Genomic DNA, 20762 nt, shown 5'->3' with positions numbered 1-20762 from the left:
AAGACGCAGAGGCAACAACCTGTCACGTGTTACTTGTCACCTGTCACTCAATTACTCAAACAGCCAGTCCAGCTCCCCGTCCTTGTTGGTCACGCCCAGGCCGGCGTTGTAGATGCGGATGGGCTCCTCGGCCGGCACGAAGCCCAGCAGCAGCGCCGTGCCCTTGCCCAGGTTCAGGGTGTGGGTGCCGGGCTTGAAGCTGTAGGTGTGCACGTTTACCGTGGGCAGGCCGGTCACCGTGGCGGCGTTGCTGATTTTGATATCGGCCTGGCCGTAGTCGTTGGCCGTGGCGTCGATTTCCAGGGTCGGCACGGGCAGGTAGCGCGGGTTCTTGGCGTTAAAATAGCCCACTAGCAGCTTCACCGGCTGCTTCGTGCTGAAGCGCAATTCCGTCCGCTGGTTCTGCATCTGCGCCTTGCCGAGGCGGATGCCCTTCAGCCCCTGCAGCTCCGGCGCCACGGCCGTGAGCTGGGCGGTGGTATCGGCGAAAACCGTCTGGCCCACACCCACCGTGTAGGTCTGCGCCTTGCTCAGCAGTGTCACGGCGGCCGGGGTCAGGCGGGCCGTTTTCTGGCTGGCGGGCAGCAGGCGCACCTGCTTGAGCGAGTCGAGGTTGTGGCGCAGGTTGGCCAGCTCGCGCTGGTACACCGGCAGCATCTCCACCCAGGTTTTGTAGGTGCCGTCGACGCCGCGCATCGGAATTTTGCGCTGGGCGGTCTGCATGCTGTTGGCGTAGAGGTACGAGTCCTTGGTCAGGGCCACCATCCGCTCCCAGTGCTGCACGCTGCGGGCCAGCAGGGGCATGGCAGCTTCCAGGTCGGCCACGTTATGGCTGTACTTGTAGCGCAGCACCTGCAAAGCGGCGCGCACCTTGTCGGCGTAGAAGTTGGCCAGCGCGTCCTGGCAGTACATGTCGTTTTTCACCCGGGCAAACTCGGCCTGGTTCTGCGTCACGCCCGCTGCGGCCCGCTCAATGGCCGCCACCGCCGCTTTGCCGTGGGCCACCACTTCGTCGGCCACCTGCGGCGGGGTTTCCCCGATGTGCGGCTGGCCTTTGGCTTCCTTCTCGGCGTAGTCGATAATCATTTCGCCCTCCGGGGCTTCCGACTCATACAGGAGCGTGAACAGCCCGTAGCGGCGCGGGTTGATGAGCTGGGTCATCAGCATGCCCAGCGTGAGCGTCTGCCGGTTGCCGTCGGTGATGCCGTAGCGGCGCAGCAGCTTGGGCTCGATTTCGCCGGCCGCTTCGTAGGCTTCGAGCACGTGCTTGCCGGTTTCGGCCGTGCCGCCAAACTGCTGGCCCAGCTGCTGGCCCCAGTAGTCGATTTCGCCTTGGCGCGGGCGGTCGGCTTTCCAGGCGTAGCGGGCCCACTCCTTGTACCAGAGCCAGTCCCGGTCGATTTGCAGCTGCCGCGGCTCCACCTTGTCGGCCGTGTAGGGCCAGTCCCAGTACGAGGACTCCGGGTAGAGGTGCAGCCCGTTCGAGCCGTAGATGTGGTGCATGGCCTGCACCGATTTCTGGATGAAATCGGCCGAGCCGTAACGGAAGGGCTCCAGGTTGGCCAGGATGTGCACGTTCTGGATGTGCACCGAGTTCATGCTGCTCAGCTTGCGGTGCAGCTCGGCCCAGGAGCCGCGCGGGGTGTAGGTCGTCAGCGCCTCGCCGTTGAATTTGGCCTCGGTGTAGAGGTTCTGGTACAGGGGCAAGGCCGCGCTGATAACGCGCGGCGCGTCGGTGTCGTGGGCGCGCAGCACGATGGGCGGCAGCTCGGTCTGGCCGAGGGCTTTCAGGCCGTCCTGCACGCCGGGAATGATGGTCTTCGTAAACCAGTCCACGTCGTCCTGACCCACGCCTTCCATGGCTTCGCCCAGGGCCACCATCAGCCCCACGTGGGGGTACTTCTCCACGAAGGCGGCAATGGACTTGCGGGTGTAGTCGGCAATGAGCGGGGTGATGGGCCGGTTGCGGTCCTGGGTTTTGATGCCGTGGTGCTCGGCAAAGGGCTTGGAGACGATGATGTTGTAGAACATCTGAATCACCCAGATGCCGCGCTTGTCGGCCTCCTCGGTGAGGAAGCGGAACATTTCCTCGTTCTTCTTAAACGTGGCCTCATCGACTTCCACCGCGTACGGATACTCCTTCAGCCGCACCAGCGAGGCGAAGGGGTGGCCGTTCCAGAGGTAGAGCGAGTTCATGCGGTTGTCGACGAGCATGTCGAGGTAGCGCACCCAGAGCTGCTTGTCGTAAAACCACGGAAACGTTTCGGGCGTGTAGGGGTACTCGTACACCTGGCGCCCCGGCAGGTAGGTGGGTTTCTGCACCCCGATGCAGGCCCCGCGCATCACCATTTCGGGCTGGTCGGTGAGCCGGAGGTTGCGGACGTAACCCTCCTTAGCCCCCTGCACCCGTTCGGCCAGTTCCAGGCAGCCGTAGAGGGCGCCGGAGTTGTCGGTGCCGCTGATGACGATGGTGTTGTTGTCGCCGCTGGTAACGGCAAAGCCTTCCTTGCCGGGCATCTTATCGGCCTGGGCGTGGAAGGCGGTGGCGGCTTGCTGCAGCAGCGCATCGGCGGCGCGGCCCACGACAATCAGGTCTTTCTTGCCGCTGAGCTGGTCCTGCTCGGTGATGGTGGCCGGGCTGCCGGCGCGTTGCAGGGCCTCGCGCAGCCGCTCGGCGCCGTATCTCAGGCGGGCGTGGGCGCCTTTCGGCAGTACGATGGTGCGTGCCTGTACGCTCGGGGCGGGCTGAGTTGCCCCACTAGCGTCCGCGACGCCCAACAGAACCAGACAGATGGCAATTAGAAAACTGGCCGCTACGTTTATTCCGCGAAGCAAGGTCATGGGTACTTTATTTTTGAATGCGCCCGGCTAGAGCTAGTCAAACCAACGCAATCAAAATTAATTCCTGTCGGCACGCCCCGCATATATCATCTTCTCCAGCTGTTATAGAAAGTTAGCATACAGGCTGGCCAATATGCGCATCAGCCAGGATAACATCGTACCACCGAGTTGCTTCAAACAAGAGGAATTTCTTGACAAAATGCCCCTACAACGTCAAGGTTCTTCTGAAAAGCTGGTTAATCTCCACACAATTGGCCGTTGCTAGACGCACACAAAAAGTAAAAAACGAGCGTCTAATTATTAATCTTATTTTAATGATTAAATCAAAAACACAACATATTAATGGACTTTTATCTGGAATATTATTCCCATTTTATATCCAGCAACTATCACGTATCATTCATTATAGCGTTTTCGTGAAATTCACCTTTATTTTCAACTGAAAATCGGTAATAACCTTGAAAATTTCCTTGAGCGTGACTTGCTCAACCTGGGTTAGGCTCTTGGGGTCGAGGTAGTTGGTGGCGGTGCGGCGGTCGTCGATGAGCTGGCGGGCTTGCTTCTTGAGGCGCATGCCCATGAGGTAGTAGTAGGCCTGCAACAGTTCGTGGTATTCCTGGTCGCGAAACACGCCCCGCTCGCGCAGCAACGCCAGCCGCTCGCCGGTGTTGGTGCTGAAAATCTGGTGTTGCAGGGCGTACACACGCACCAGGTCCACGATGGGCGTCATGGTTTTCTTGAGGTCGAACACCTGCTGACCTTCCTGGCTGAAAGTGCGAAAGCTGCGGAAAAACGTGGTGAGCGGCGGCTCGTACTGCAGCGCATTCTTGGCCATGTAAAACAGAAAGCGGTCCAGCGGCTGGCTCAGCTCTTCGTGCAGAAAAGCGCGCAACTCGTCCATCAGACCAAAGTCGCCGTATAGGGCGCGGCAGTCGAAAAAGGTCGACATCTGCATCACCGTTTCGGCGTTGGAGTTGCTCATCCACTCGCGGTACTGGCGTTTCCAGTACGAGAGGGAGTGCGTCCACTTGGGATTTTTGGCCATGAACCCGCCCGTGCAGAAATGCAGCCCAATGTGGTTCAACTCATCCGACACAGCTTCGGCGAAGCGCAGAAAGTACGCCCGCACCAGTTCGCGCTGCTCGTTGGCCTTGTCCTCGTAAATGATGGCGTTGTCTTGGTCCGTCACTAGGGTCTGCTCCTTACGGCCTTCGCTGCCCAGCACCACAAATACGAAGCGCGCCGGTGCCGGCCCGTGCGCTTCCAAAGCCCGCTCGATTACCTTTTGGGCAATGGTGTCGGCCACGGTGGTAATGACCTGATTGACGATTTCGGGCCGCACGCCGCGGGTGAGCAACTGGTTCACGATGTCGGGCACCATGTCCCAGCGGCGCTTCAACTCGCGGGTGCTCTGGGCCAGCTTCACGGCCTGAATGAACATGAACGGCGACTGCGCCAGGTCGCTCAGCAGCTTATTGCGGCTCAAAAAGCCCACGTAGCGGCCGTTGCGCTCCACCAGCAGGTAGCGCGTTTTGGTCTGGAACATGAGCAGAATGGCCTCGTACACAAAGGCCTCGCTCTGAATGCTGAGCACGGGCGTAGCCACCACGTCGCCCACGGGCCGGGTTGCGTCGAGGCACTGGGCAACAACGGAGTCGCGCAGGGTAATGTCGGTGCAGTAGCCGATGATGGAATCGGCCTGCGGTGCCGTCACAAACAAGCAGCTGACTTTCGCCTCGGCCATGCGCCGGGCGGCCTCAAAAATGGGCGTATCAGCCGGGCAGGCCACAATGGCACGCTCCTCCAGCGACTCGACGCGGCGCGAATACAGCTGGTCGGCCACCAGGAAATTGGCCTCGGGCGGGTTGGCGGGCTTCACAAAATGCGCATACTCGTCGTCGAGCATGCGCTGGCCGTATTTGTGGGTGAAGTACTGGAAAAAAGCTTCCGAGGAGAGGCACAAGGCCCGAAAGTCGCGGCGGGGCAGCTGGAGTACGCGGGTGCCTTTGCGCGCCACCACCGTGCGCAACGAGCGTTTCTTGTTCAGCAAGATGGACATGCCGCCGTAGCAGAGGCCCGCGCCGTATTCTTCGGGCAGGCGCTTGCGCTGCTCGCTGTCGTAGAAAAAGGTATCATAGGCCCCCTCGACAATAATGTCCAGGTAACGCAGCTTGCTGATATCCTGCTGGTAGAGCAAGGTTTCTTTCGGGTAGGTGACTTCCTGCAACAGGTCCACCACCCCGGCCAGCACCTCATCGGGCAGCACCGTGAAGGGTGCCACGGTACGCAGAAAGGCTAAACGATTTTCCATAGGAAGGCAAGTAGAAGCAAGACCAATGCCCCCGCCGCGGCCGCCAGCAGCAGCGGCCGCCACGGCGACCAGCCACCCCCAGCCAGTCCGGGCAACTGTAGCGGCGGCTGCCCGGTAAGGACGGAGTGCGTGATTTTTCCGCGCCGCTGCAGCTCAAAAAAACAGCGGGCTGTGGCGGCGGCATCCTCGCAGGCATCGTGCAGCTGTGGCATGGCCAGCTCAAAGAGTTGCTCGTACAGCTCGGCCAGCCGCCGAAACCGCCGGTGGGAGCCATCAACCGGGCGCTCGGTTACGCGCATCACGCAGAATTGCGGCAACTCTGGCAGCAGGTTGGGCAGACCGGCCCGGTGAAAACCGGCGCCCAGCACGTGAAAATCGAGTTGCAGAAAGTAACCCACCACGCGCGGCCGGTACGTGAGCAAATCCTGATGCAATTGCCGAAGCACGATGCTGGGCTCCTGACCAAACTGGCGCAGGAAATCGGGTGTCAAGCCGTGTACGGCCAGCGCGGCCGGCCGCATCGCCCCGTCGGGCACGTGCAGGTAATGGTTTTCCTGCTTGATGAGTGTTCCTTCGGGCGAGTACACCTGCCACGCTACCTGGGCCACGTACGGCCACTGAGCCGCGTCGCTGGCGTAGGGCAAGTCCCAGCGGCTGGGCAGCCCGGTCGTTTCGGTATCGATGAAGAGCAGGTACTCGGGCGTCAAGGCAACAAAGAATTAAGACGAAGTTATTGGTCGCCGCTTCCTAACAGTCCAGCTAACAGGGCCCCAAAGAATCCACCGATGGCTTTCAGCCACGACTTCTTCTCAGCTGGTGGATTCTGGTTGTAGTGAATGTTCTGGGTGATGTTCTGGTTAATGGTTGTCTTGTTGAAGACGTGGGGGACGTGGTTCGCTTTGCGGGGTTTGCGGGTACGGCTTTTGGGCATTGGGGTATGTTTTGGTGAAAATAATACTGGGAGGTTCTTGAGCGCATCAAGCACTTGGTCGACGATGTTGATGTACAAGACAATCAGCCACTTCCCAAGAACAGAATGAAGGTACCCGATGGCCAAGACCATTAGCAAACCTTCACGAAGCAAGTTTTCCACAAACCCCGATTCCGGTGCAATTCAGCCACTTTTCCCGCTCTTTGCTCGGGGTGTGAAAAGCCAAGGCTGGTAGCAACCAATGTATTTGGAATGCAGTCGTGGTGTGATGCTGGTACAAACCCTACTACCAGAAGCTTTCCACACAGCTTCAACCAAGGCCCCCGCTTCTACCCTCAAAAAGTCTGTACTGATTTGGGGTCGTTAGTACAGACTAATAGTTACAGTGCGTTTTATCGGTCAAAAAGTGGCCATACTGCTCATAAACGGGCATAAAAAAAGGGACGGCAGCGCCATCCCTCTTTTCCACAACCAAAACACCTAAAAAACTATTCTTTCGCAAATTTACCAACAATGTCCGTGCCAGAAACACTGACCACCGTAAAATAAATTCCGCTTTTCAGGCGACTAACATCAAGAGTTATTTTATTGCTGCCGGGTTGCACCTGAGTTGATTCGTTCAGCACTTTTCTTCCCAACGGATCAAACACCTGAACCGTGCCAGAGGCGGTTACCCGGCTCGTGAATTCCAGTTGCACGTGGTTGGTGGCGGGGTTGGGATAGGCAGCAAAGGTTTCGGCTAGCACAGCCGCCGGCTGGGCCGCCAGCACACTTCTGAGGTTGCGGGCCCCACGAAACACCTGCCCCCGAACTTCCCCTCCGGGGTACGTAGGCGTGTGCAGATTAACGTACATGCTGTCCTGTCGAAATTGCAGGGACCGGCGCAGGGTGAAAGGCGCCGCGGCATCGGTGCTGCGCCAGTAACCTTCGGCCGAAATGCCACTGCCGGCAGGCGCGAAGTAGGGCAGCAAGTTGAAAATGACTGGGCCAGCCTGCCCGCGGCGGCCGGTGTGGAAGTGGCCGGCGGTAGGCGTAGCCGTCAGGCCGCCCCAGGTCATGGCAAAGTGCGCGTTGGTTTGGTCGCGGTCGATGGATACGTAGCCCGCGCCGTAGCCGGTGCTGGGCGTGGGATTGGGCGCTTCCTGGGCACCGTTCAGGGCAAAGGTGTAGCCTTCCCGAGCCAGGCGGTACACTTGGCCGCGCAACTCGCCGTTGGGGTTGGCCGCTGTAGTCAGCACCATATTCACGCCACCGCGCAAAAACAGGTTGACCAGCGCTGGGGTGGCATTTGAGAAAGTAACGCCGAAGGGATTGGGCGTACCGGCCGGAATGGTTACGGAAGCAATCTGATTGGCGCTGGAGTTGGCCACACCGGCATCGGCGGCATACAGCACCAGCGAGGTTGGGGCGCCGCTCAGGCCGGTATGCGCCACCGTCAGGCGCAGGGTATCCAGGGTCGTGTTCAGGCGAAGTACCGATACGCCTTTGGCAGGAGTCGTCACGGCCGGTACCATCTGACTGCCATCCAGACGGGCATCGTGGGCCACGGCGCGGATAGTCGGCAACACTTGCCCGCGAATTTCGCCCCCGGGGTTGGCCGCCGTATGCACGTTGAAATAGATCTGGCCGGACGCCAAGGCTGTCAGAAAAGCCGGTGTGGTGGCTACCTCTCCTTCTATCAGGTTGCCGCTGGCAAACTGAAACACCCCGATGATAACCGGACCCGACACGCCCACGGCGCCCGTGTGGAAATGGGCATTGGTAGCGGGGCCACTCAGGCCGCTCATCACCACCCGAAACTTCATGGTGCCTTGGTCCTGGCTGAGGTTGAACGTGCCGTAGCCGCTGGCCTGGGTGTTCACGGCTGGTACTTCTTGCGCGCCGTTGATGTTGGCAGAATATTCCACGTCGGTTTCTACTTCAATCTGCCCGCGGATTTCGCCCGCCGGGTTGGCAGCCGTGTGCACGTTGATGTAGTACTCGCCGCGCAGGTACTTGCTGATTTTCGCCTTGTCGATGTCGGCTCCGGTCAGAAAACCCTGCAGGCGGTTGCCGTTCACAAACTGAAACAAGGGAGTGATGACCGGGCCCGATACCCCGCGCGCACCCTCGTGCACGTGGGCATTGGTAATGGGCCCGCTCAGGCCGTTGAAGGCGGCCGTGACGAAGAGCGTGTCGCGGTTTTCGTTGAAGGTGAAGCTGGCCACACCACGGGCGGCCGTGTTTACGGCCGGGGCTTCCTGCGCGCCGGTTAGTTGTGCGCCCAGCAGCAAATGGGCGTGCAGGTGGTCGGCGCGGCTGGAAAAGGCCAGCAGCCACAGCGCTGGCAGCAAGGCTGCTCGGAGAAGAGTACGAAATAGCGTCATGGTAGAAAGGGGTTTGGTTGGTAGAAGTGAAGCAAATGGAGGTGAGGCAGAAAGTCGATGGTATGTTCAGCCAGCGCCGAAACGCCGGCCACACAATCCGCAACAGTTGCCTGCTGACTATCAGCTATTTTCCCGGTACCCGTAGCCCGGTAGAAATACCTCGGACGCTTCCGGCGAATGGTTGCCCGAAACCCCGCTATTTTTGCCGCCCCACTTTCCCGTTGATTCCCCTTCCTATGGATACTCCCAACCCCGAATTCATGCGCGAGGCCATTCGCCTCTCCATCGAGCAGATGCAAGCCGGCTCCGGCGGTCCGTTTGGGGCCGTTGTGGTGAAAGACGGCCAGATCATTGCCCGCGGCTTCAACCAGGTTACCAGCACCAACGACCCTACCTGCCACGCCGAAGTCGACGTGATTCGCAAGGCCTGCAAGGAGCTGGGCACTTTCCAGCTCACCGACTGCGACCTGTACACCTCCTGCGAACCGTGCCCCATGTGCCTGGGCGCCATCTACTGGGCCCGCCCGCGCCGCGTGTTCTATGGCAACACCAAAGCCGACGCGGCCGCCATCGGCTTCGACGACCAGTTCATTTACGACGAAATCGAGCAGCCCCTCTCCGACCGTAGCATCCCGATGACGCAGTTGTTGCGCGACGAAGCCCTGGCCGGTTTCCGCGCCTGGGAAAGCAAAGAAGGCAAGACGGAGTACTAGCCCATCGAGCACGTAAAAGCCCGGCCACTACGCAGCGGCCGGGCTTTTTCGTTTCTCAAACCCAGTGCCTAGCGGCGCAGACCGCCCATCATCTTGGCCATTTGGGCCATGCCGCCTTTGGTCTGGCTCATCTTGTTCATGGTGCGCATCATTTTGCGCATCTCGTCGAACTGCTTCATCAGGTTGTTCACTTGCTGAATGCCCTGGCCCGAACCCGCTGCGAGGCGCTTGCGGCGCGACCCGTTGATAAGGTCGGGGTTGGCGCGCTCCTGCGGGGTCATGCTCTTGATGATGGCCTCGATGGGCTTGAACGCGTCGTCGTCGATTTCCACGTCCTTCATGGCCTTGCCCATGCCCGGAATCATGCCCACCAGGTCCTTCAGGTTGCCCATCTTCTTGATCTGCTCCAGCTGCGAGAGAAAGTCGTCGAAGTTGAACTGGTTCTTGCGGATTTTGGCGTTGATGCGCTTGGCCTCGTCCTCGTCGAACTGCTGCTGGGCGCGCTCCACGAGCGAAATCACGTCGCCCATGCCCAGGATGCGCTGGGCCATGCGGTCGGGGTAGAACAGGTCGAGGGCCTCCATCTTCTCACCCGTTGAGATGAACTTGATGGGCTTTTCGACCACCGCCCGAATCGAGAGGGCCGCACCGCCGCGGGCGTCGCCGTCGAGCTTGGTGAGTACCACGCCGTCGAAGTTCAGCCGGTCGTTGAAGGTTTTGGCGGTGTTCACCGCGTCCTGCCCGGTCATGGAATCGACCACGAACAGGGTTTCCGACGGGTTGATGGCTTTTTTAACGGCCTCAATCTCGCGCATCATCTGCTCGTCGACGGCCAGGCGGCCGGCGGTGTCGATGATGACCACCTTCTTGTTGTTTTTGCGCGCGTACTCGATGGCGTTCTGCGAAATCTCGACGGGGTTCTTGTTCTCCGTCTCGGCGTACACTTCCACGCCAATCTGCTCGCCCAACACCTTTAGCTGGTCGATAGCGGCGGGGCGGTACACGTCGCAGGCCACCAGCAGCACGGTGCGGTTCTGCTTCTTAATATAGGAGGCGAGCTTGCCGGCGAAGGTGGTTTTGCCCGAGCCCTGCAGGCCCGAGAGCAGCACCACGGCCGGGTCGCCCTTGATGAGAATGTCCTTTTTCTCACCGCCCATCAGCTCGGTCAGCTCGTCGTACACGATCTTGACCATCAGCTGGCCCGGCGAAACGGCCGTCAGCACGTCGCGGCCCATGGCCTCGTCCTTGATCTTGTCGGTGACTTCTTTGGCCACCTTGTAGTTCACGTCGGCGTCCACCAGCGCGCGGCGGATTTCCTTTACCGTCGAGGCGACGTTGATTTCGGTGATGCTGCCCTGGCCCTTCAAGGTTTTGAAGGCGCGGTCGAGCTTGGTGCTTAAATTATCAAACATGGCGGTGCTGGATGCTGGTACTTTCGGTGCGCAACCGCTGACTCAAGGCCGCAAAAGCGCCGAAACGCTTTGTGTTGGCCGAAAACCTCTGCCAGCCAAGCCGGCCCGGCCCGCGGCGCTACGCACGAAGCACAAAAATAGCCACAAAACCCCGAAAGCCGGCTCCGTGCTTTACTTTCGTGTTTCCGCCGCATTTTCTGCCCCGCCGTGTCCGCTGCCCCGCTGCGTCTGCTCGTCATTACCTACTACTGGCCGCCTTCGGGCGGGGCCGGCGTGCAGCGCTGCCTGAAGTGGGTGAAACACCTGCCCGCCCTCGGCGTCGAGCCCACGGTGATTACCGTCGACCCGGCGCAGGCGGCTTACCCGGTACTGGACAACTCCTTGGCGGCCGACGTGCCACCGGGCGTGCGCGTAATTCGCACCGGCACCACCGAGCCATTCGGCGCTTATCAAAAGCTCACCAACCGGCCCATTCCACACGGCGGCTTTGCCAACGAGGGCCGACCTTCCCTGGCCCAGCGTGCGGCCCGCTTTGTGCGCGGCAACCTGTTTCTGCCCGACCCGCGCCGCGGCTGGAACCGCCACGTGCTGCGCGCCGTGGAGCAGTTGCTGGCCGCTGGCGAGCAGTTCGACGCCGTGCTGACCTCGTCGCCGCCGCACTCCACCCAGCTCATCGGCCTGCAGCTCAAGCGCCGCTACGGCCTGCGCTGGCTGGCCGATTTGCGTGACCCGTGGACCGATATTTACTACACCCAGGCGCTGCTGCGCACCGCCGCGGCCCGTTGGCTCGATGCCCGCTACGAGCGGCAGGTGCTGGCCGCCGCCGATGCCGTCATCACTACCAGTTCCGACACGCGCCGGCTGCTGCTGGGCAAGGCGGCCGAACTGCCCTCGGGCAAGTTTGTGGTGCTGCCCAACGGCTACGACGAAGCCGATTTTGGCGCCCCTTCTGCCCCACCGGCCGAGCAGCTGCTGATTACCTATGTGGGCACCATCACGGGTCAATACCACATTGAGCCCTTTCTGCGCGAGGTGGCGGCCTGCATCCGGCGCCACCCCGCCGTGCCGCTGCGGCTGCGCTTTGTGGGCCGCGTAGCCCGCGAAATCGAGCAGCAGCTGGCCGCTGCGGGCTTGCTGCCGCACACCGACATCGTGCCCTTCGTGCCCCACGACGAATCCATCGGCTACCTGCTGAGCACCACGGCGCTGCTACTGGCCATTCCCGATGTACCACACAATTTTGGCATCCTGCCCGGCAAGATTTTCGAGTACTTGGCCACCAACAAGCCCATCATTTGCATCGGCCCGGTGGGCTCCGACGCCGACCACATTCTGGAAGAAAACCAGGCCGGCCGCACCCTCCCCTACGACGCCACGGCGGCCATGGCCGAGCACCTCGACCAGTTGGTGGGCGCGTGGCAGCAGAACCCTAACCTGGATTTGCCTGCCGTCAGTCACGCCCGCTACTCGCGCCGCGCCCTCACCGAGCGCCTCGTGGCTTTGATCCGGGGCTGAGGCTCAGCCTGGAAGGGCCAAAACCACGACGGCGAGGCAAAGCCCGCGGCTATTGCCTAATTTTGCGGCTTCTCCGGCCCCAACGCCGGCTCCTATTTCCCTGGCATGGCCCTCGACCTCAATCACAAGTCTATTCTGGTAACCGGCGGTACCGGTTCGTTTGGCAAGCAGTTCGTGCAGTCGGTTTTCGACAAATTTCCGCAGGTGAAGCGCCTGGTGGTGTACTCGCGCGACGAACTGAAGCAGTACGAAATGGCACAGCACTTTCCCACCGAGAAGTACCCAGCCATGCGCTACTTCATCGGCGACGTGCGCGACGCCGAGCGAATGAAGCGCGCCTGCGAGGGCATCGACGTGATTGTGCACGCCGCCGCTCTCAAGCAAGTGCCCGCCGCCGAGTACAACCCGATGGAGTGCATCAAGACCAACATCTTTGGGGCCGAAAACGTGATTAACGCCGCCCTCGACTGCGGCGTGAAAGACGTGGTGGCCCTGAGCACCGACAAAGCCGCCGCGCCCATCAACCTCTACGGCGCCACCAAGCTCTGTTCCGACAAGCTCTTTGTGGCGGCTAATAACATGAAAGGCTCCCGCGACCTGCGCTTTTCGGTGGTGCGCTACGGCAACGTTATCGGCTCGCGCGGCTCGGTGGTGCCGTTTTTCCTGCAACGCCGCGCTACGGGCGTACTGCCCATCACCCACCCCGATATGACGCGCTTCAACATCTCCCTGGAGGAAGGCGTGGATTTGGTGCTCTACGCGCTGGAACACTCCTGGGGCGGGGAAATTTTCGTACCGAAAATTCCTAGCTACCGCATTACGGAGCTGGCCGAAGCCATCGGCCCCAATTGCCAACAGGAAATTGTGGGCATTCGGCCAGGCGAAAAGCTGCACGAGGAAATGATTACCGAAACCGACGCCCTGAGCACGGTGGAATTGGACCGCTACTACGTGATTCTGCCTGCCACGCCGCGCTGGGACACCGACGAATTCATCAAGCATTTCAACGGTAAACGCGTGCCGTTGGGCTTCCACTACAACTCGTCGAACAACGAAGAATGGCTAGATGCCGAGCAGCTGCGTGATGAAATCCGCCAGCACGTGGATGCCGGGTTTGAAGCATAATGATGATATGACAACATCTAAAAAGATATATTTCCCAGGCCTTAATTTTTTTAGATTTGTTGCTGCGTCATTAGTCGTCTTGGTTCACACGGAGGAAATCAAAGGCCTTCATGCTTTCCATAATGTTTACAAAAATTACCCCACAGAGCTAATAGGACGTTTAGCTGTAATTTTTTTCTTTGTCTTAAGTGGCTTTTTAATTTCGTATCTCCTTTTCGCAGAAAAAACTCAAAATAAAAGTATTTCTATTTAAGATTTCTATTTAAGAAGAATTTTAAGAATCTGGCCGCTATATTACCTTGTAGCATCAATTGTTTTTTTATTTTACTCCGCATAGATTTTTTCGACATACCTAGAGTAACAAATGTAGATAACCTAAACTTTCCAGGCAATTTATTATTTTATATATTTATGCTACCTAATTTTGCAATGGCTTTTACCATGACAGTATCTTACGCTAATCCGTTATGGTCAATAGGAGTAGAAGAGCAATTCTATTTATTTTGGCCATTGCTAGTAAACTACCTTAAGCGCAAGACATTTATTATCACAATAATAATAATGCCTATATTATTAGTAGCACTCAATTCAATATCAGCCCACTTATATACGCATGCTAAATATTTCAATTCTTTCTTTTACTACACAGCTGCAATTCTTACAATAACTAAACTCGGATGCATGGCAATAGGCGGCATAGGCGCCTATTTTTGCTTTTATCATAAAAAAATTATTGAAAAAATTGCAAAAAATAAAATCATTGAAATATCATGCTATTTCGCAATTTTAACACTGATAATATTTAAAATACGAATCAAAGGATTTGAATTTGAAGTATACTCTATTTTATTTTGCTACATTATTTTATCCACTTCAATGGAAAAAAAACCCACTGCTAAGATTTGAAAAGAAGCTATGGTCATATTTGGGCAATTTATCATTTGGCATTTACATGTGGCACTTTATCGTTCTTGGTTTTATTTTTTCATTTTTAAAATATTTCAGAATAAACAATGAAACAATAGTAAACATAGCATTGTACACTTGTGGCTTACCCTTAACTATACTTATTGCCCATTTCTCTTACATATATATTGAGCAGCCGTTTTTACACCTTAAAAAGAAATTCACTGTTGTTAACAGTGGTGGTGCTTAGGATACGAAGAACCGTTTTTAACAATTGAGCAAAATGTTTCTGTCTCCCCCCATTCCCTACGGCCGCCAGCACATCACCGAAGCCGACGAGCAGGCCGTTCTCGCCACGCTTCGCTCCGACTTCCTGACGCAAGGGCCGCAAGTTGCCGAGTTTGAGCGGCAGTTTGCCGAGTACATCGGAGTGCGGTATGCGGTAGCCGCAAGCAATGGCACGGCCGCGTTGCACCTGTGCACGTTGGCGCTGAATGTGCAGGCGGGGCAGCGCGTCATCACCACGCCCATCACGTTTGCGGCCTCGGCAAACTGCGTACGTTACTGCGGTGGCGAGGTGCATTTCGCCGATATCGACCCTTCCACGGCCCTGATCGACCTAAAAGCTGTGCGCCGGCTGCTCGAAAGCCACCCGCGCGGGCATTTTCACGGCCTAATTCCAGTGGATTTTGCCGGCCTGCCGGTGAACTTGGAGGAAGCCCGCCAGTTGGCCGACGAGTTTGGACTCTGGATCATCGAAGACGCCTGCCATGCGCCCGGCGGCTCGTTTGTCGACAGCCACGGCCAGGAGCAGCGTTGCGGCAACGGGCAGCTGGCCGATCTGGCCATTTTCTCGTTTCATCCCGTCAAACATATTGCCACCGGCGAGGGCGGCATGGTAACCACCAACCGCCGCGACCTGTATGAGCGCCTGTTGCTGTTGCGCACGCACGGTATTACCAAGGACCCAGCCCACATGCACCGCCCCGACCAAGGCGGCTGGTACATGGAAATGCAGGAACTGGGCTACAACTACCGCTTGCCCGATATGCTGTGCGCCCTCGGCATCAGCCAGCTGCAGCGCGCCGACGACGGCTTGGCCCGCCGCCGGGAGCTAGCCCGCCGCTACGACGAAGAATTTGCCGCGATGCCCGGTGTGCAGTTGCTACAGACCAGCGTGGGCCACGCGTACCACCTCTATATCGTTCAGGTGGCCGACCGCCGCGGGCTTTATGATTTCCTGCGCACCAAGCAGATTTTTGCGCAGGTCCATTACATTCCGGTGCACCTCATGCCTTACTACCAAGAGTTGGGCTGGAAAGCGGGCGACTTTCCGCACGCCGAAGCTTATTACGAGCATTGCCTGAGCCTGCCCATGTTCCCAACGCTGACGGATGCGGAGCAGGTTTATGTCATTGAGTGCGTGCGCGAATTTGTAAGTCGCGGATAATGCCGGTCTCCTTCGCAGAACGTCTGGCCCTGGGCACCGCGCAGTTTGGGCTTGATTATGGCCTAAACAACTTGCACGGACGGCCTGACGATGCTACTGTGCAGGCAATTTTGGCGGCAGCGGCTGAAGCAGGGGTGTCTATGCTTGATACCGCCAGTGCTTACGGCGACAGCGAGGTCCGATTAGGCGTTTTCGGCGAACAAACTTCCACCCTGGAAGTAGTCACGAAGCTGGCCGGTGCTCCGCCAGCTGAAGTAACTCAGCAGTTGCACACCTCACTGACCCGCCTGCGTCGCCGCAGCGTGTACGGGGTGTTGCTTCACCGTTTCGAAAACCTGCAACAATACCCTGAGTCCTGGCAGGCCTTGATTGCTGCCCAGAAAGACGGATTAACACAGCGGATCGGGGTGTCGCTCTACCACCCGGCACAGGCACGGTGGCTGTTGAGTAGTGACCTGGGAGTAGACTTAGTACAAGTGCCATTCAACGTTTTTGATCAGCGTTTTGCCCCGCTTCTACCGGAGCTAGCCACCCGGGGAGTAGAGGTGCATGTGCGCTCGGCATTTCTGCAGGGCCTGCTCCTGCGTGACCTCACCACCCTACCTGCGTTTTTCGAGCCGCTCCGGCCTAAGCTGCAACAGCTTCATTCCCTAGCCAATGAGGCGAACATACCGTTGGAAGCTATGCTTTTGCTCTTTGCAACGCAAACGCCCGACGTAGCCCGGGTGGTAATTGGCGTCGATTCGGTGGATAACTTGCGAGCCAACGTAGCGGCCGGCGCATACGCAGACACGGCTCGTCAATTACGTCCTCATCTGCTGGCGTTGGCCGAGCCGACCGACCAGTTTATCTTGCCTTATACATGGCCGCCGACGCGCTAAACGACCCTTCGCTCCGCAACCTGTTTTCGCTTGCCGGCAAAGTAGTGCTGATAACCGGCGGCTACGGTCACTTGGGGCGCGCTACCGTTCGAGGCATTTCGGCCTACGGTGCAACGGTAGTGGTACTCGGGCGCCGTGCCGAAGAATTTGAGGCGGTTTTCGGTGCTGAAGACGGCAACATTCACTTTATACCGTGCGATGTGGCCGATACTGCTTCGGTGCAGCAGGCCTTTGCTACTGCAGCCGCAGCTTATGGCCCGCCGGCGGTTCTCATCAACAACGCCCTCTACAGCCGCGGCAATCAGCCGGACCAGCTGACAGACGAGGAATTTGCATTCGGCTTGGATGGAGCCTTGGGCACCACCTACCGGTGCATCCGAGAGATTCTGCCCTATTTTCGCCGGCAAGGCAGCGGCAAAATCATCAACGTGGCCTCGATGTACGGGGTAGTGGCGCCCGATTTTACAGCTTACGAAGCCACTCCCCAGTTTATCAATCCGCCACACTACGGCGCGGCCAAAGCAGGCGTTATTCAGCTCACACGGTACTTCGCATCGTACTTGGGCCGGGAAAACATCCAGGTCAATTGCGTGACTCCCGGAGCATTTCCCAGCGCGGCAGTGCAGCAGCACCCAGCTTTCGTACACGAGTTGGAGCAGCGCATTCCGCTCGGCCGAATTGGCCAGCCCGAGGATTTGGTAGGCGCTTTCGTGTACCTCAGCTCACGCGCGGCCGATTTTGTAACGGGACACAACTTGGTGGTGGACGGAGGATGGACGATTCGCTAACTTCTCCGCGCCGCGTTGGCGCAGTCGTTCAGGCCCGCTTGGGGTCCACGCGCCTGCCGGGTAAGTCACTACTGCCGTTGCCGCTGGGCAATGGCCTGTCCTTGCTGGCTCATGTGGTGGGAAGGGCCCGTGCCTGCCAGGGCATCGATATAGTGGTAGTGGCTACCACTACCCTGCCCCAGGACGATGCCATTGCGGCAGCGGCTGCAGCACTGGGCGCTGCGGTGTTTCGGGGTGCCGAAGACGATGTACTGGCCCGTTTTCATCATGCCGCCGAGGCATTTGGGCTCAGTGCCGTTGTGCGCCTTACCGCCGACAATCCAGCCATTGATCCGCACTACATAAGTGCGGCAGTTGCCAAGCACCACGCGCATCACGCCGATTATACCCTGACTTCGGGCTTGCCGCTGGGCACCAATACCGAGGTCATCAGTGCCTCGGCCTTGGCCGCTGCTTTTGCGCAAGCGAGCCAGCCGGCCGAACGGGAACACGTTACTCTGTACCTACGTCGGCATCCCGAGGCGTTTCGGTTGCTGACAATGGAGCTAAAAGCGGCTCCCGCTATCAGCCAGTTGCGCCTGACGGTGGATTTTCCGAGCGACTATGCCTTGCTGCATTTGCTGTACACCAACTTGCCGCCCCGGTTTGATTTGGAGCAGGTGCAAGCCTTCGTAACAAAATACCCGTGGGTGCTCGACGTCAACCGCCACAACGAACAAATTCGCCCGTGATGCCATCTGGCTCCCGACTGGTGCTGCGCGCCGATGGCAACGCGCAAATCGGCCTCGGCCACGTGGTGCGGTTGCTGGCCCTTGCCGATATGGTGAGGGCCGAGTTTGCCGTCTGCTGGTTTGCCATCCAGCAACCCACCTCCGCCATTCGCGACATGATTACGAGTGCCGGCATGCACCTGTGGGAATTGCCTGCTCAGGAGTATGAAGCCGAAGCTCCCGTGCTGATGGGCCAACTCCAACCGACCGACGTGGTAGTACTCGATGGCTACCGCTTTGCTACCGCTTATCAGGCAACCGTGCGGCAGAGCGGTTGCCGCGTGGCGGTGGTGGACGATTTGCGGGCCTGGGCTATGGCAGCGGATCTGGTAATCAATCACGCGCCCGGCGTTACGCCCCACGATTACCAGGCCTTAAGCACCACCCGCTTTTGCCTGGGCCCGGCCTTTTCCTTGTTGCGTTCTGAGTTCCGGCAGCGTGCTCGTTGGCCGCAGGTGGTCCCACATGTCACTGCGGTTGCATTGTGCTTTGGCGGCGCCGACCCGCAGCAACTCACGGTCCGCTGCCTGACGGCTCTGCTGCAACTGCCCCAACTCCGGCGGATTAGCGTGGTCATAGGCAGTGCCTTCGCGCACGAGGCGGCTTTGCAACCGCTGATTGCCGATCATCCCACCGTCCAGATTTCGGTTCGGCGTAATCTGGGCTCGGCGGAAATGGCGGCGCTGTTTCAGGCCCACGACGTGGTGGTGTGCCCGGCTAGCACGGTGCTGCTGGAAGCCTTGGTATTGGGCTGCGCCGCCGTTACGGGGTACTACGTCGACAACCAGCGCTATTTGGCTGCTTATGTGCACGAGCACCGCCAAGCCTATTCGGTAGGTGATTTCGCGCAGTTGCCACCGGAGCAATTGAAAGAGGCTATGGCCAGTGGCCTCCGGTTCCACGAAACAATCCTTCGGGAGCCTTATGCTCCGGTTTTGGCAACTGAGGAGCTTCGGCGCGAATTTCAACGCTTGGCCAGCCGCTAACGCTCAAGGCGTTTTCGGCGCACCGGCACCGGCGCATTTGCTCTACCTTTGTTGCCGTGTTTTCGCCCGCATGTTTTGCTCATGACCACTGATATTCTTCGTCCTCTGCAGCATCAGGATCTGGAAATGGTGCGCAACTGGCGCAATTCTGAAGCTGTGGCGCAGTACATGTACAGCTCCGAGCCGATTACGGCCGAGCAGCAGAAAGCTTGGTTTGCCAGCATAAGCGCCGATGCATCCAAGCAGTACTGGATTATCACCTACCAAGGGCGCGACGTGGGTGTGGCCAATCTATATGCCATCAACCAGGCTTTCCAATCCTGCTATTGGGCGTTTTACCTTGGCGACCAGAATCTGCGGGGTACCGGCATTGGGGCAAAAGTAGAATTTACGGTCCTCGAATACGTTTTCTCGGAGCTCAAGCTCAACAAGTTGCTTTGCGAGGTATTTGTCGATAACGACAAAGTCATTGGCATGCACGAGAAATTCGGCTTTCGGCGCGAATCTTACTTTCGTGAACACATTCGCAAAGACGGCGTGTTTAAGGATGTCGTCGGGCTGGCTATGCTGCAGCGCGAGTGGTTGCAGGTGCGCGAAGCGCTGCAAGCCCGCGTGTTCCGCCGCTAGCTGCGGGCTTTTTTTGATCAGACTTTTCGGGTTTCCCGCATATGGCCGAATTTCAGCTAGGCAACCGCACAATCGGTCCTAACCAGACTCCTTTCATTATTGCCGAACTCAGCGGCAACCACAACCAGTCGCTCAAGCGGGGCTTGGCCATTGTGGATGCAATGGCAGCGGCGGGCGCGCACGCCATCAAGCTGCAAACCTACACGGCCAACACCATGACGCTGCGTGGCGCCCATCGCATCGACGACCCGTCGTCGCTGTGGTACGGCCGCGAGCTGTACGAGCTCTACGAAGAGGCCCACACGCCCTGGGAATGGCACAAGCCGCTGTTTGACCGTGCCCGCCAGCACGGCATGGAAGCCTTCAGCTCCCCCTTCGACGAAACGGCGGTGGATTTTCTGGAGTCGCTCGGCGTGCCGGCCTACAAAATTGCGTCCTTCGAAAACACCGACTGGCCGTTGTTGCGCCGGGTGGCCGCCACCGGCAAGCCCGTCATCATGAGCACGGGCGCCAGTACGCTGGCCGAAATGGCCGAAGCAGTGGACGTGCTGCGGGCCGGCGGCTGCCGCGAGTTGGTGCTGCTCAAGTGCACCAGCACCTACCCAGCTACTCCTCAAAACACCAACCTGCGCACCATTCCGCACCTGCAACAACTCTACCCCGAATGCTTGGTGGGCCTCTCCGACCACACCATGGGCGTGGGTGCTTCCGTAGCGGCGGTGGCTCTGGGCGCCAGCGTGGTGGAAAAACACGTAACGCTGCGCCGCGCCGATGGCGGCGTGGACTCGGCGTTTTCGCTGGAGCCCGAAGAAGTAGCTCTGTTGGTGACCGAAACCGAACGCGCCTGGCAGGCTTTGGGGCAAATTCAGTACGGCGTGCAGCGGGCTGAGGAGAAAAGTCGCCTCTACAAACGTTCGGTGTACGTAGCTCAAGACATTGCGCCCGGCGAGTTGTTTTCCCGCGACAACCTGCGCGTAGTCCGTCCCGGCGACGGATTACCCCCGCGCTATTTCGAACAAGTGCTGGGCAAGCCTGCTCGGGGGGCGCTGGCTGCCGGCACTCCCCTTAGCTGGGAGGTACTGTAAACGCATGCCGGCCCTGCCTTTGGTTGCGCGCATTCGCGACTTGTTGCAACTGCGT

General features: G+C 58.8%; 19 protein-coding genes. 13 read left to right on the top strand and 6 right to left on the bottom strand.

Features of this window, described 5'->3' with window-relative positions; genetic code table 11:
• Nucleotides 1-51: 51 nt before the first annotated feature.
• The 5 genes from F0P96_RS02315 to F0P96_RS02295 all read right to left on the bottom strand — a co-directional run bounded on the left by F0P96_RS02315 (nucleotide 52) and on the right by F0P96_RS02295 (nucleotide 8449).
• Entirely contained in the window at nucleotides 52-2841 is a 2790-nt protein-coding gene (locus tag F0P96_RS02315; protein ID WP_151077124.1) for an alpha-d-galacturonidase, read from the bottom strand.
• A gap of 403 nt (nucleotides 2842-3244) precedes the next feature.
• The gene (locus tag F0P96_RS02310) at nucleotides 3245-5152 is read right to left on the bottom strand and encodes a DUF294 nucleotidyltransferase-like domain-containing protein (protein WP_151077123.1); all 1908 of its coding nucleotides are present in this window, start codon (nucleotides 5150-5152) and stop codon (nucleotides 3245-3247) included.
• A complete protein-coding gene (locus tag F0P96_RS02305; protein ID WP_151077122.1) occupies nucleotides 5137-5859 on the bottom strand; it encodes a 3'-5' exonuclease in 723 nt (240 codons plus the stop codon). Before F0P96_RS02305 ends, F0P96_RS02310 begins: the two co-directional genes overlap by 16 nt.
• Before the next feature lie 23 nt (nucleotides 5860-5882).
• A complete protein-coding gene (locus F0P96_RS02300) occupies nucleotides 5883-6209 on the bottom strand; it encodes a hypothetical protein (RefSeq protein ID WP_167291145.1) in 327 nt (108 codons plus the stop codon).
• Between the two features lie 362 nt (nucleotides 6210-6571).
• Nucleotides 6572-8449 carry a CHRD domain-containing protein gene (locus F0P96_RS02295; RefSeq protein ID WP_151077120.1) on the bottom strand — a complete coding sequence of 626 codons (1878 nt, stop codon included), beginning with the start codon at nucleotides 8447-8449 and terminating at the stop codon, nucleotides 6572-6574.
• A gap of 236 nt (nucleotides 8450-8685) precedes the next feature.
• Between F0P96_RS02295 and F0P96_RS02290 the strand changes: the two genes are divergently transcribed.
• Nucleotides 8686-9162 carry a nucleoside deaminase gene (locus tag F0P96_RS02290; RefSeq protein WP_151077119.1) on the top strand — a complete coding sequence of 159 codons (477 nt, stop codon included), beginning with the start codon at nucleotides 8686-8688 and terminating at the stop codon, nucleotides 9160-9162.
• 68 nt (nucleotides 9163-9230) lie between these two features.
• Here F0P96_RS02290 and ffh read toward each other — a convergent pair whose 3' ends face one another.
• Nucleotides 9231-10574, bottom strand: a complete 1344-nt coding sequence (gene ffh / locus F0P96_RS02285; protein ID WP_151077118.1) for a signal recognition particle protein — start codon at nucleotides 10572-10574, stop codon at nucleotides 9231-9233.
• A gap of 207 nt (nucleotides 10575-10781) precedes the next feature.
• On the opposite strand from ffh, the gene F0P96_RS02280 reads away from it, so the two are divergent.
• From F0P96_RS02280 to pseI, 12 genes are all read left to right on the top strand, one after another.
• Nucleotides 10782-12089, top strand: coding sequence for a glycosyltransferase family 4 protein (locus tag F0P96_RS02280; protein ID WP_235917351.1), 1308 nt, complete (start codon nucleotides 10782-10784; stop codon nucleotides 12087-12089).
• A 105-nt stretch (nucleotides 12090-12194) separates the two neighbouring features.
• A complete protein-coding gene (gene pseB / locus F0P96_RS02275; protein ID WP_151077117.1) occupies nucleotides 12195-13214 on the top strand; it encodes a UDP-N-acetylglucosamine 4,6-dehydratase (inverting) in 1020 nt (339 codons plus the stop codon).
• Nucleotides 13174-13467: an acyltransferase family protein gene (locus tag F0P96_RS02270; protein WP_151077116.1), complete on the top strand. Its 294-nt coding sequence runs from the start codon at nucleotides 13174-13176 to the stop codon at nucleotides 13465-13467. Before pseB ends, F0P96_RS02270 begins: the two co-directional genes overlap by 41 nt.
• Before the next feature lie 188 nt (nucleotides 13468-13655).
• Nucleotides 13656-14120: an acyltransferase family protein gene (locus F0P96_RS02265; protein WP_151077115.1), complete on the top strand. Its 465-nt coding sequence runs from the start codon at nucleotides 13656-13658 to the stop codon at nucleotides 14118-14120.
• Entirely contained in the window at nucleotides 14038-14370 is a 333-nt protein-coding gene (locus tag F0P96_RS21410; RefSeq protein WP_420840940.1) for an acyltransferase family protein, read from the top strand. The genes F0P96_RS02265 and F0P96_RS21410 overlap by 83 nt, the downstream gene beginning before the upstream one ends.
• Nucleotides 14371-14403: 33 nt before the next feature.
• Complete coding sequence (pseC, locus tag F0P96_RS02260; RefSeq protein WP_151077114.1) at nucleotides 14404-15570, top strand: UDP-4-amino-4,6-dideoxy-N-acetyl-beta-L-altrosamine transaminase; 1167 nt, start codon at nucleotides 14404-14406, stop codon at nucleotides 15568-15570.
• Entirely contained in the window at nucleotides 15570-16451 is an 882-nt protein-coding gene (locus F0P96_RS02255) for an aldo/keto reductase (RefSeq protein ID WP_151077113.1), read from the top strand. Before pseC ends, F0P96_RS02255 begins: the two co-directional genes overlap by 1 nt.
• Nucleotides 16433-17239, top strand: coding sequence for an SDR family oxidoreductase (locus F0P96_RS02250; RefSeq protein ID WP_151077112.1), 807 nt, complete (start codon nucleotides 16433-16435; stop codon nucleotides 17237-17239). Before F0P96_RS02255 ends, F0P96_RS02250 begins: the two co-directional genes overlap by 19 nt.
• Nucleotides 17224-17970, top strand: coding sequence for a cytidylyltransferase domain-containing protein (locus F0P96_RS02245; protein ID WP_151077111.1), 747 nt, complete (start codon nucleotides 17224-17226; stop codon nucleotides 17968-17970). Before F0P96_RS02250 ends, F0P96_RS02245 begins: the two co-directional genes overlap by 16 nt.
• The gene (pseG, locus tag F0P96_RS02240) at nucleotides 17970-18995 is read left to right on the top strand and encodes a UDP-2,4-diacetamido-2,4,6-trideoxy-beta-L-altropyranose hydrolase (protein WP_151077110.1); all 1026 of its coding nucleotides are present in this window, start codon (nucleotides 17970-17972) and stop codon (nucleotides 18993-18995) included. The genes F0P96_RS02245 and pseG overlap by 1 nt, the downstream gene beginning before the upstream one ends.
• Nucleotides 18996-19076: 81 nt before the next feature.
• Nucleotides 19077-19622 carry a UDP-4-amino-4,6-dideoxy-N-acetyl-beta-L-altrosamine N-acetyltransferase gene (gene pseH, locus F0P96_RS02235; protein WP_151077109.1) on the top strand — a complete coding sequence of 182 codons (546 nt, stop codon included), beginning with the start codon at nucleotides 19077-19079 and terminating at the stop codon, nucleotides 19620-19622.
• Nucleotides 19623-19663: 41 nt separating this feature from the next.
• The gene (gene pseI / locus F0P96_RS02230) at nucleotides 19664-20707 is read left to right on the top strand and encodes a pseudaminic acid synthase (protein ID WP_151077108.1); all 1044 of its coding nucleotides are present in this window, start codon (nucleotides 19664-19666) and stop codon (nucleotides 20705-20707) included.
• Nucleotides 20708-20762 lie beyond the last annotated feature (55 nt).

Origin of the sequence: Hymenobacter busanensis, assembly GCF_008727865.1 — a bacterium.
Classification (GTDB): domain Bacteria; phylum Bacteroidota; class Bacteroidia; order Cytophagales; family Hymenobacteraceae; genus Solirubrum; species Solirubrum busanense.
The sequence above is the reverse complement of the archived record's forward strand: the minus strand, read 5'-3'. Positions and strand labels throughout refer to the sequence as shown.

Coding starts and splice junctions, on each gene's coding strand:
- F0P96_RS02315 (WP_151077124.1), bottom strand. CDS start 2,841: ATGACCTTGCTTCGCGGAATAAACGTAGCGGCCAGTTTTCTAATTGCC.
- F0P96_RS02310 (WP_151077123.1), bottom strand. CDS start 5,152: ATGGAAAATCGTTTAGCCTTTCTGCGTACCGTGGCACCCTTCACGGTG.
- F0P96_RS02295 (WP_151077120.1), bottom strand. CDS start 8,449: ATGACGCTATTTCGTACTCTTCTCCGAGCAGCCTTGCTGCCAGCGCTG.
- F0P96_RS02290 (WP_151077119.1), top strand. CDS start 8,686: ATGGATACTCCCAACCCCGAATTCATGCGCGAGGCCATTCGCCTCTCC.
- ffh (WP_151077118.1), bottom strand. CDS start 10,574: ATGTTTGATAATTTAAGCACCAAGCTCGACCGCGCCTTCAAAACCTTG.
- pseB (WP_151077117.1), top strand. CDS start 12,195: ATGGCCCTCGACCTCAATCACAAGTCTATTCTGGTAACCGGCGGTACC.
- F0P96_RS02270 (WP_151077116.1), top strand. CDS start 13,174: ATGAAATCCGCCAGCACGTGGATGCCGGGTTTGAAGCATAATGATGAT.
- F0P96_RS02265 (WP_151077115.1), top strand. CDS start 13,656: ATGACAGTATCTTACGCTAATCCGTTATGGTCAATAGGAGTAGAAGAG.
- pseC (WP_151077114.1), top strand. CDS start 14,404: ATGTTTCTGTCTCCCCCCATTCCCTACGGCCGCCAGCACATCACCGAA.
- F0P96_RS02255 (WP_151077113.1), top strand. CDS start 15,570: ATGCCGGTCTCCTTCGCAGAACGTCTGGCCCTGGGCACCGCGCAGTTT.
- F0P96_RS02250 (WP_151077112.1), top strand. CDS start 16,433: ATGGCCGCCGACGCGCTAAACGACCCTTCGCTCCGCAACCTGTTTTCG.
- F0P96_RS02245 (WP_151077111.1), top strand. CDS start 17,224: ATGGACGATTCGCTAACTTCTCCGCGCCGCGTTGGCGCAGTCGTTCAG.
- pseG (WP_151077110.1), top strand. CDS start 17,970: ATGCCATCTGGCTCCCGACTGGTGCTGCGCGCCGATGGCAACGCGCAA.
- pseH (WP_151077109.1), top strand. CDS start 19,077: ATGACCACTGATATTCTTCGTCCTCTGCAGCATCAGGATCTGGAAATG.
- pseI (WP_151077108.1), top strand. CDS start 19,664: ATGGCCGAATTTCAGCTAGGCAACCGCACAATCGGTCCTAACCAGACT.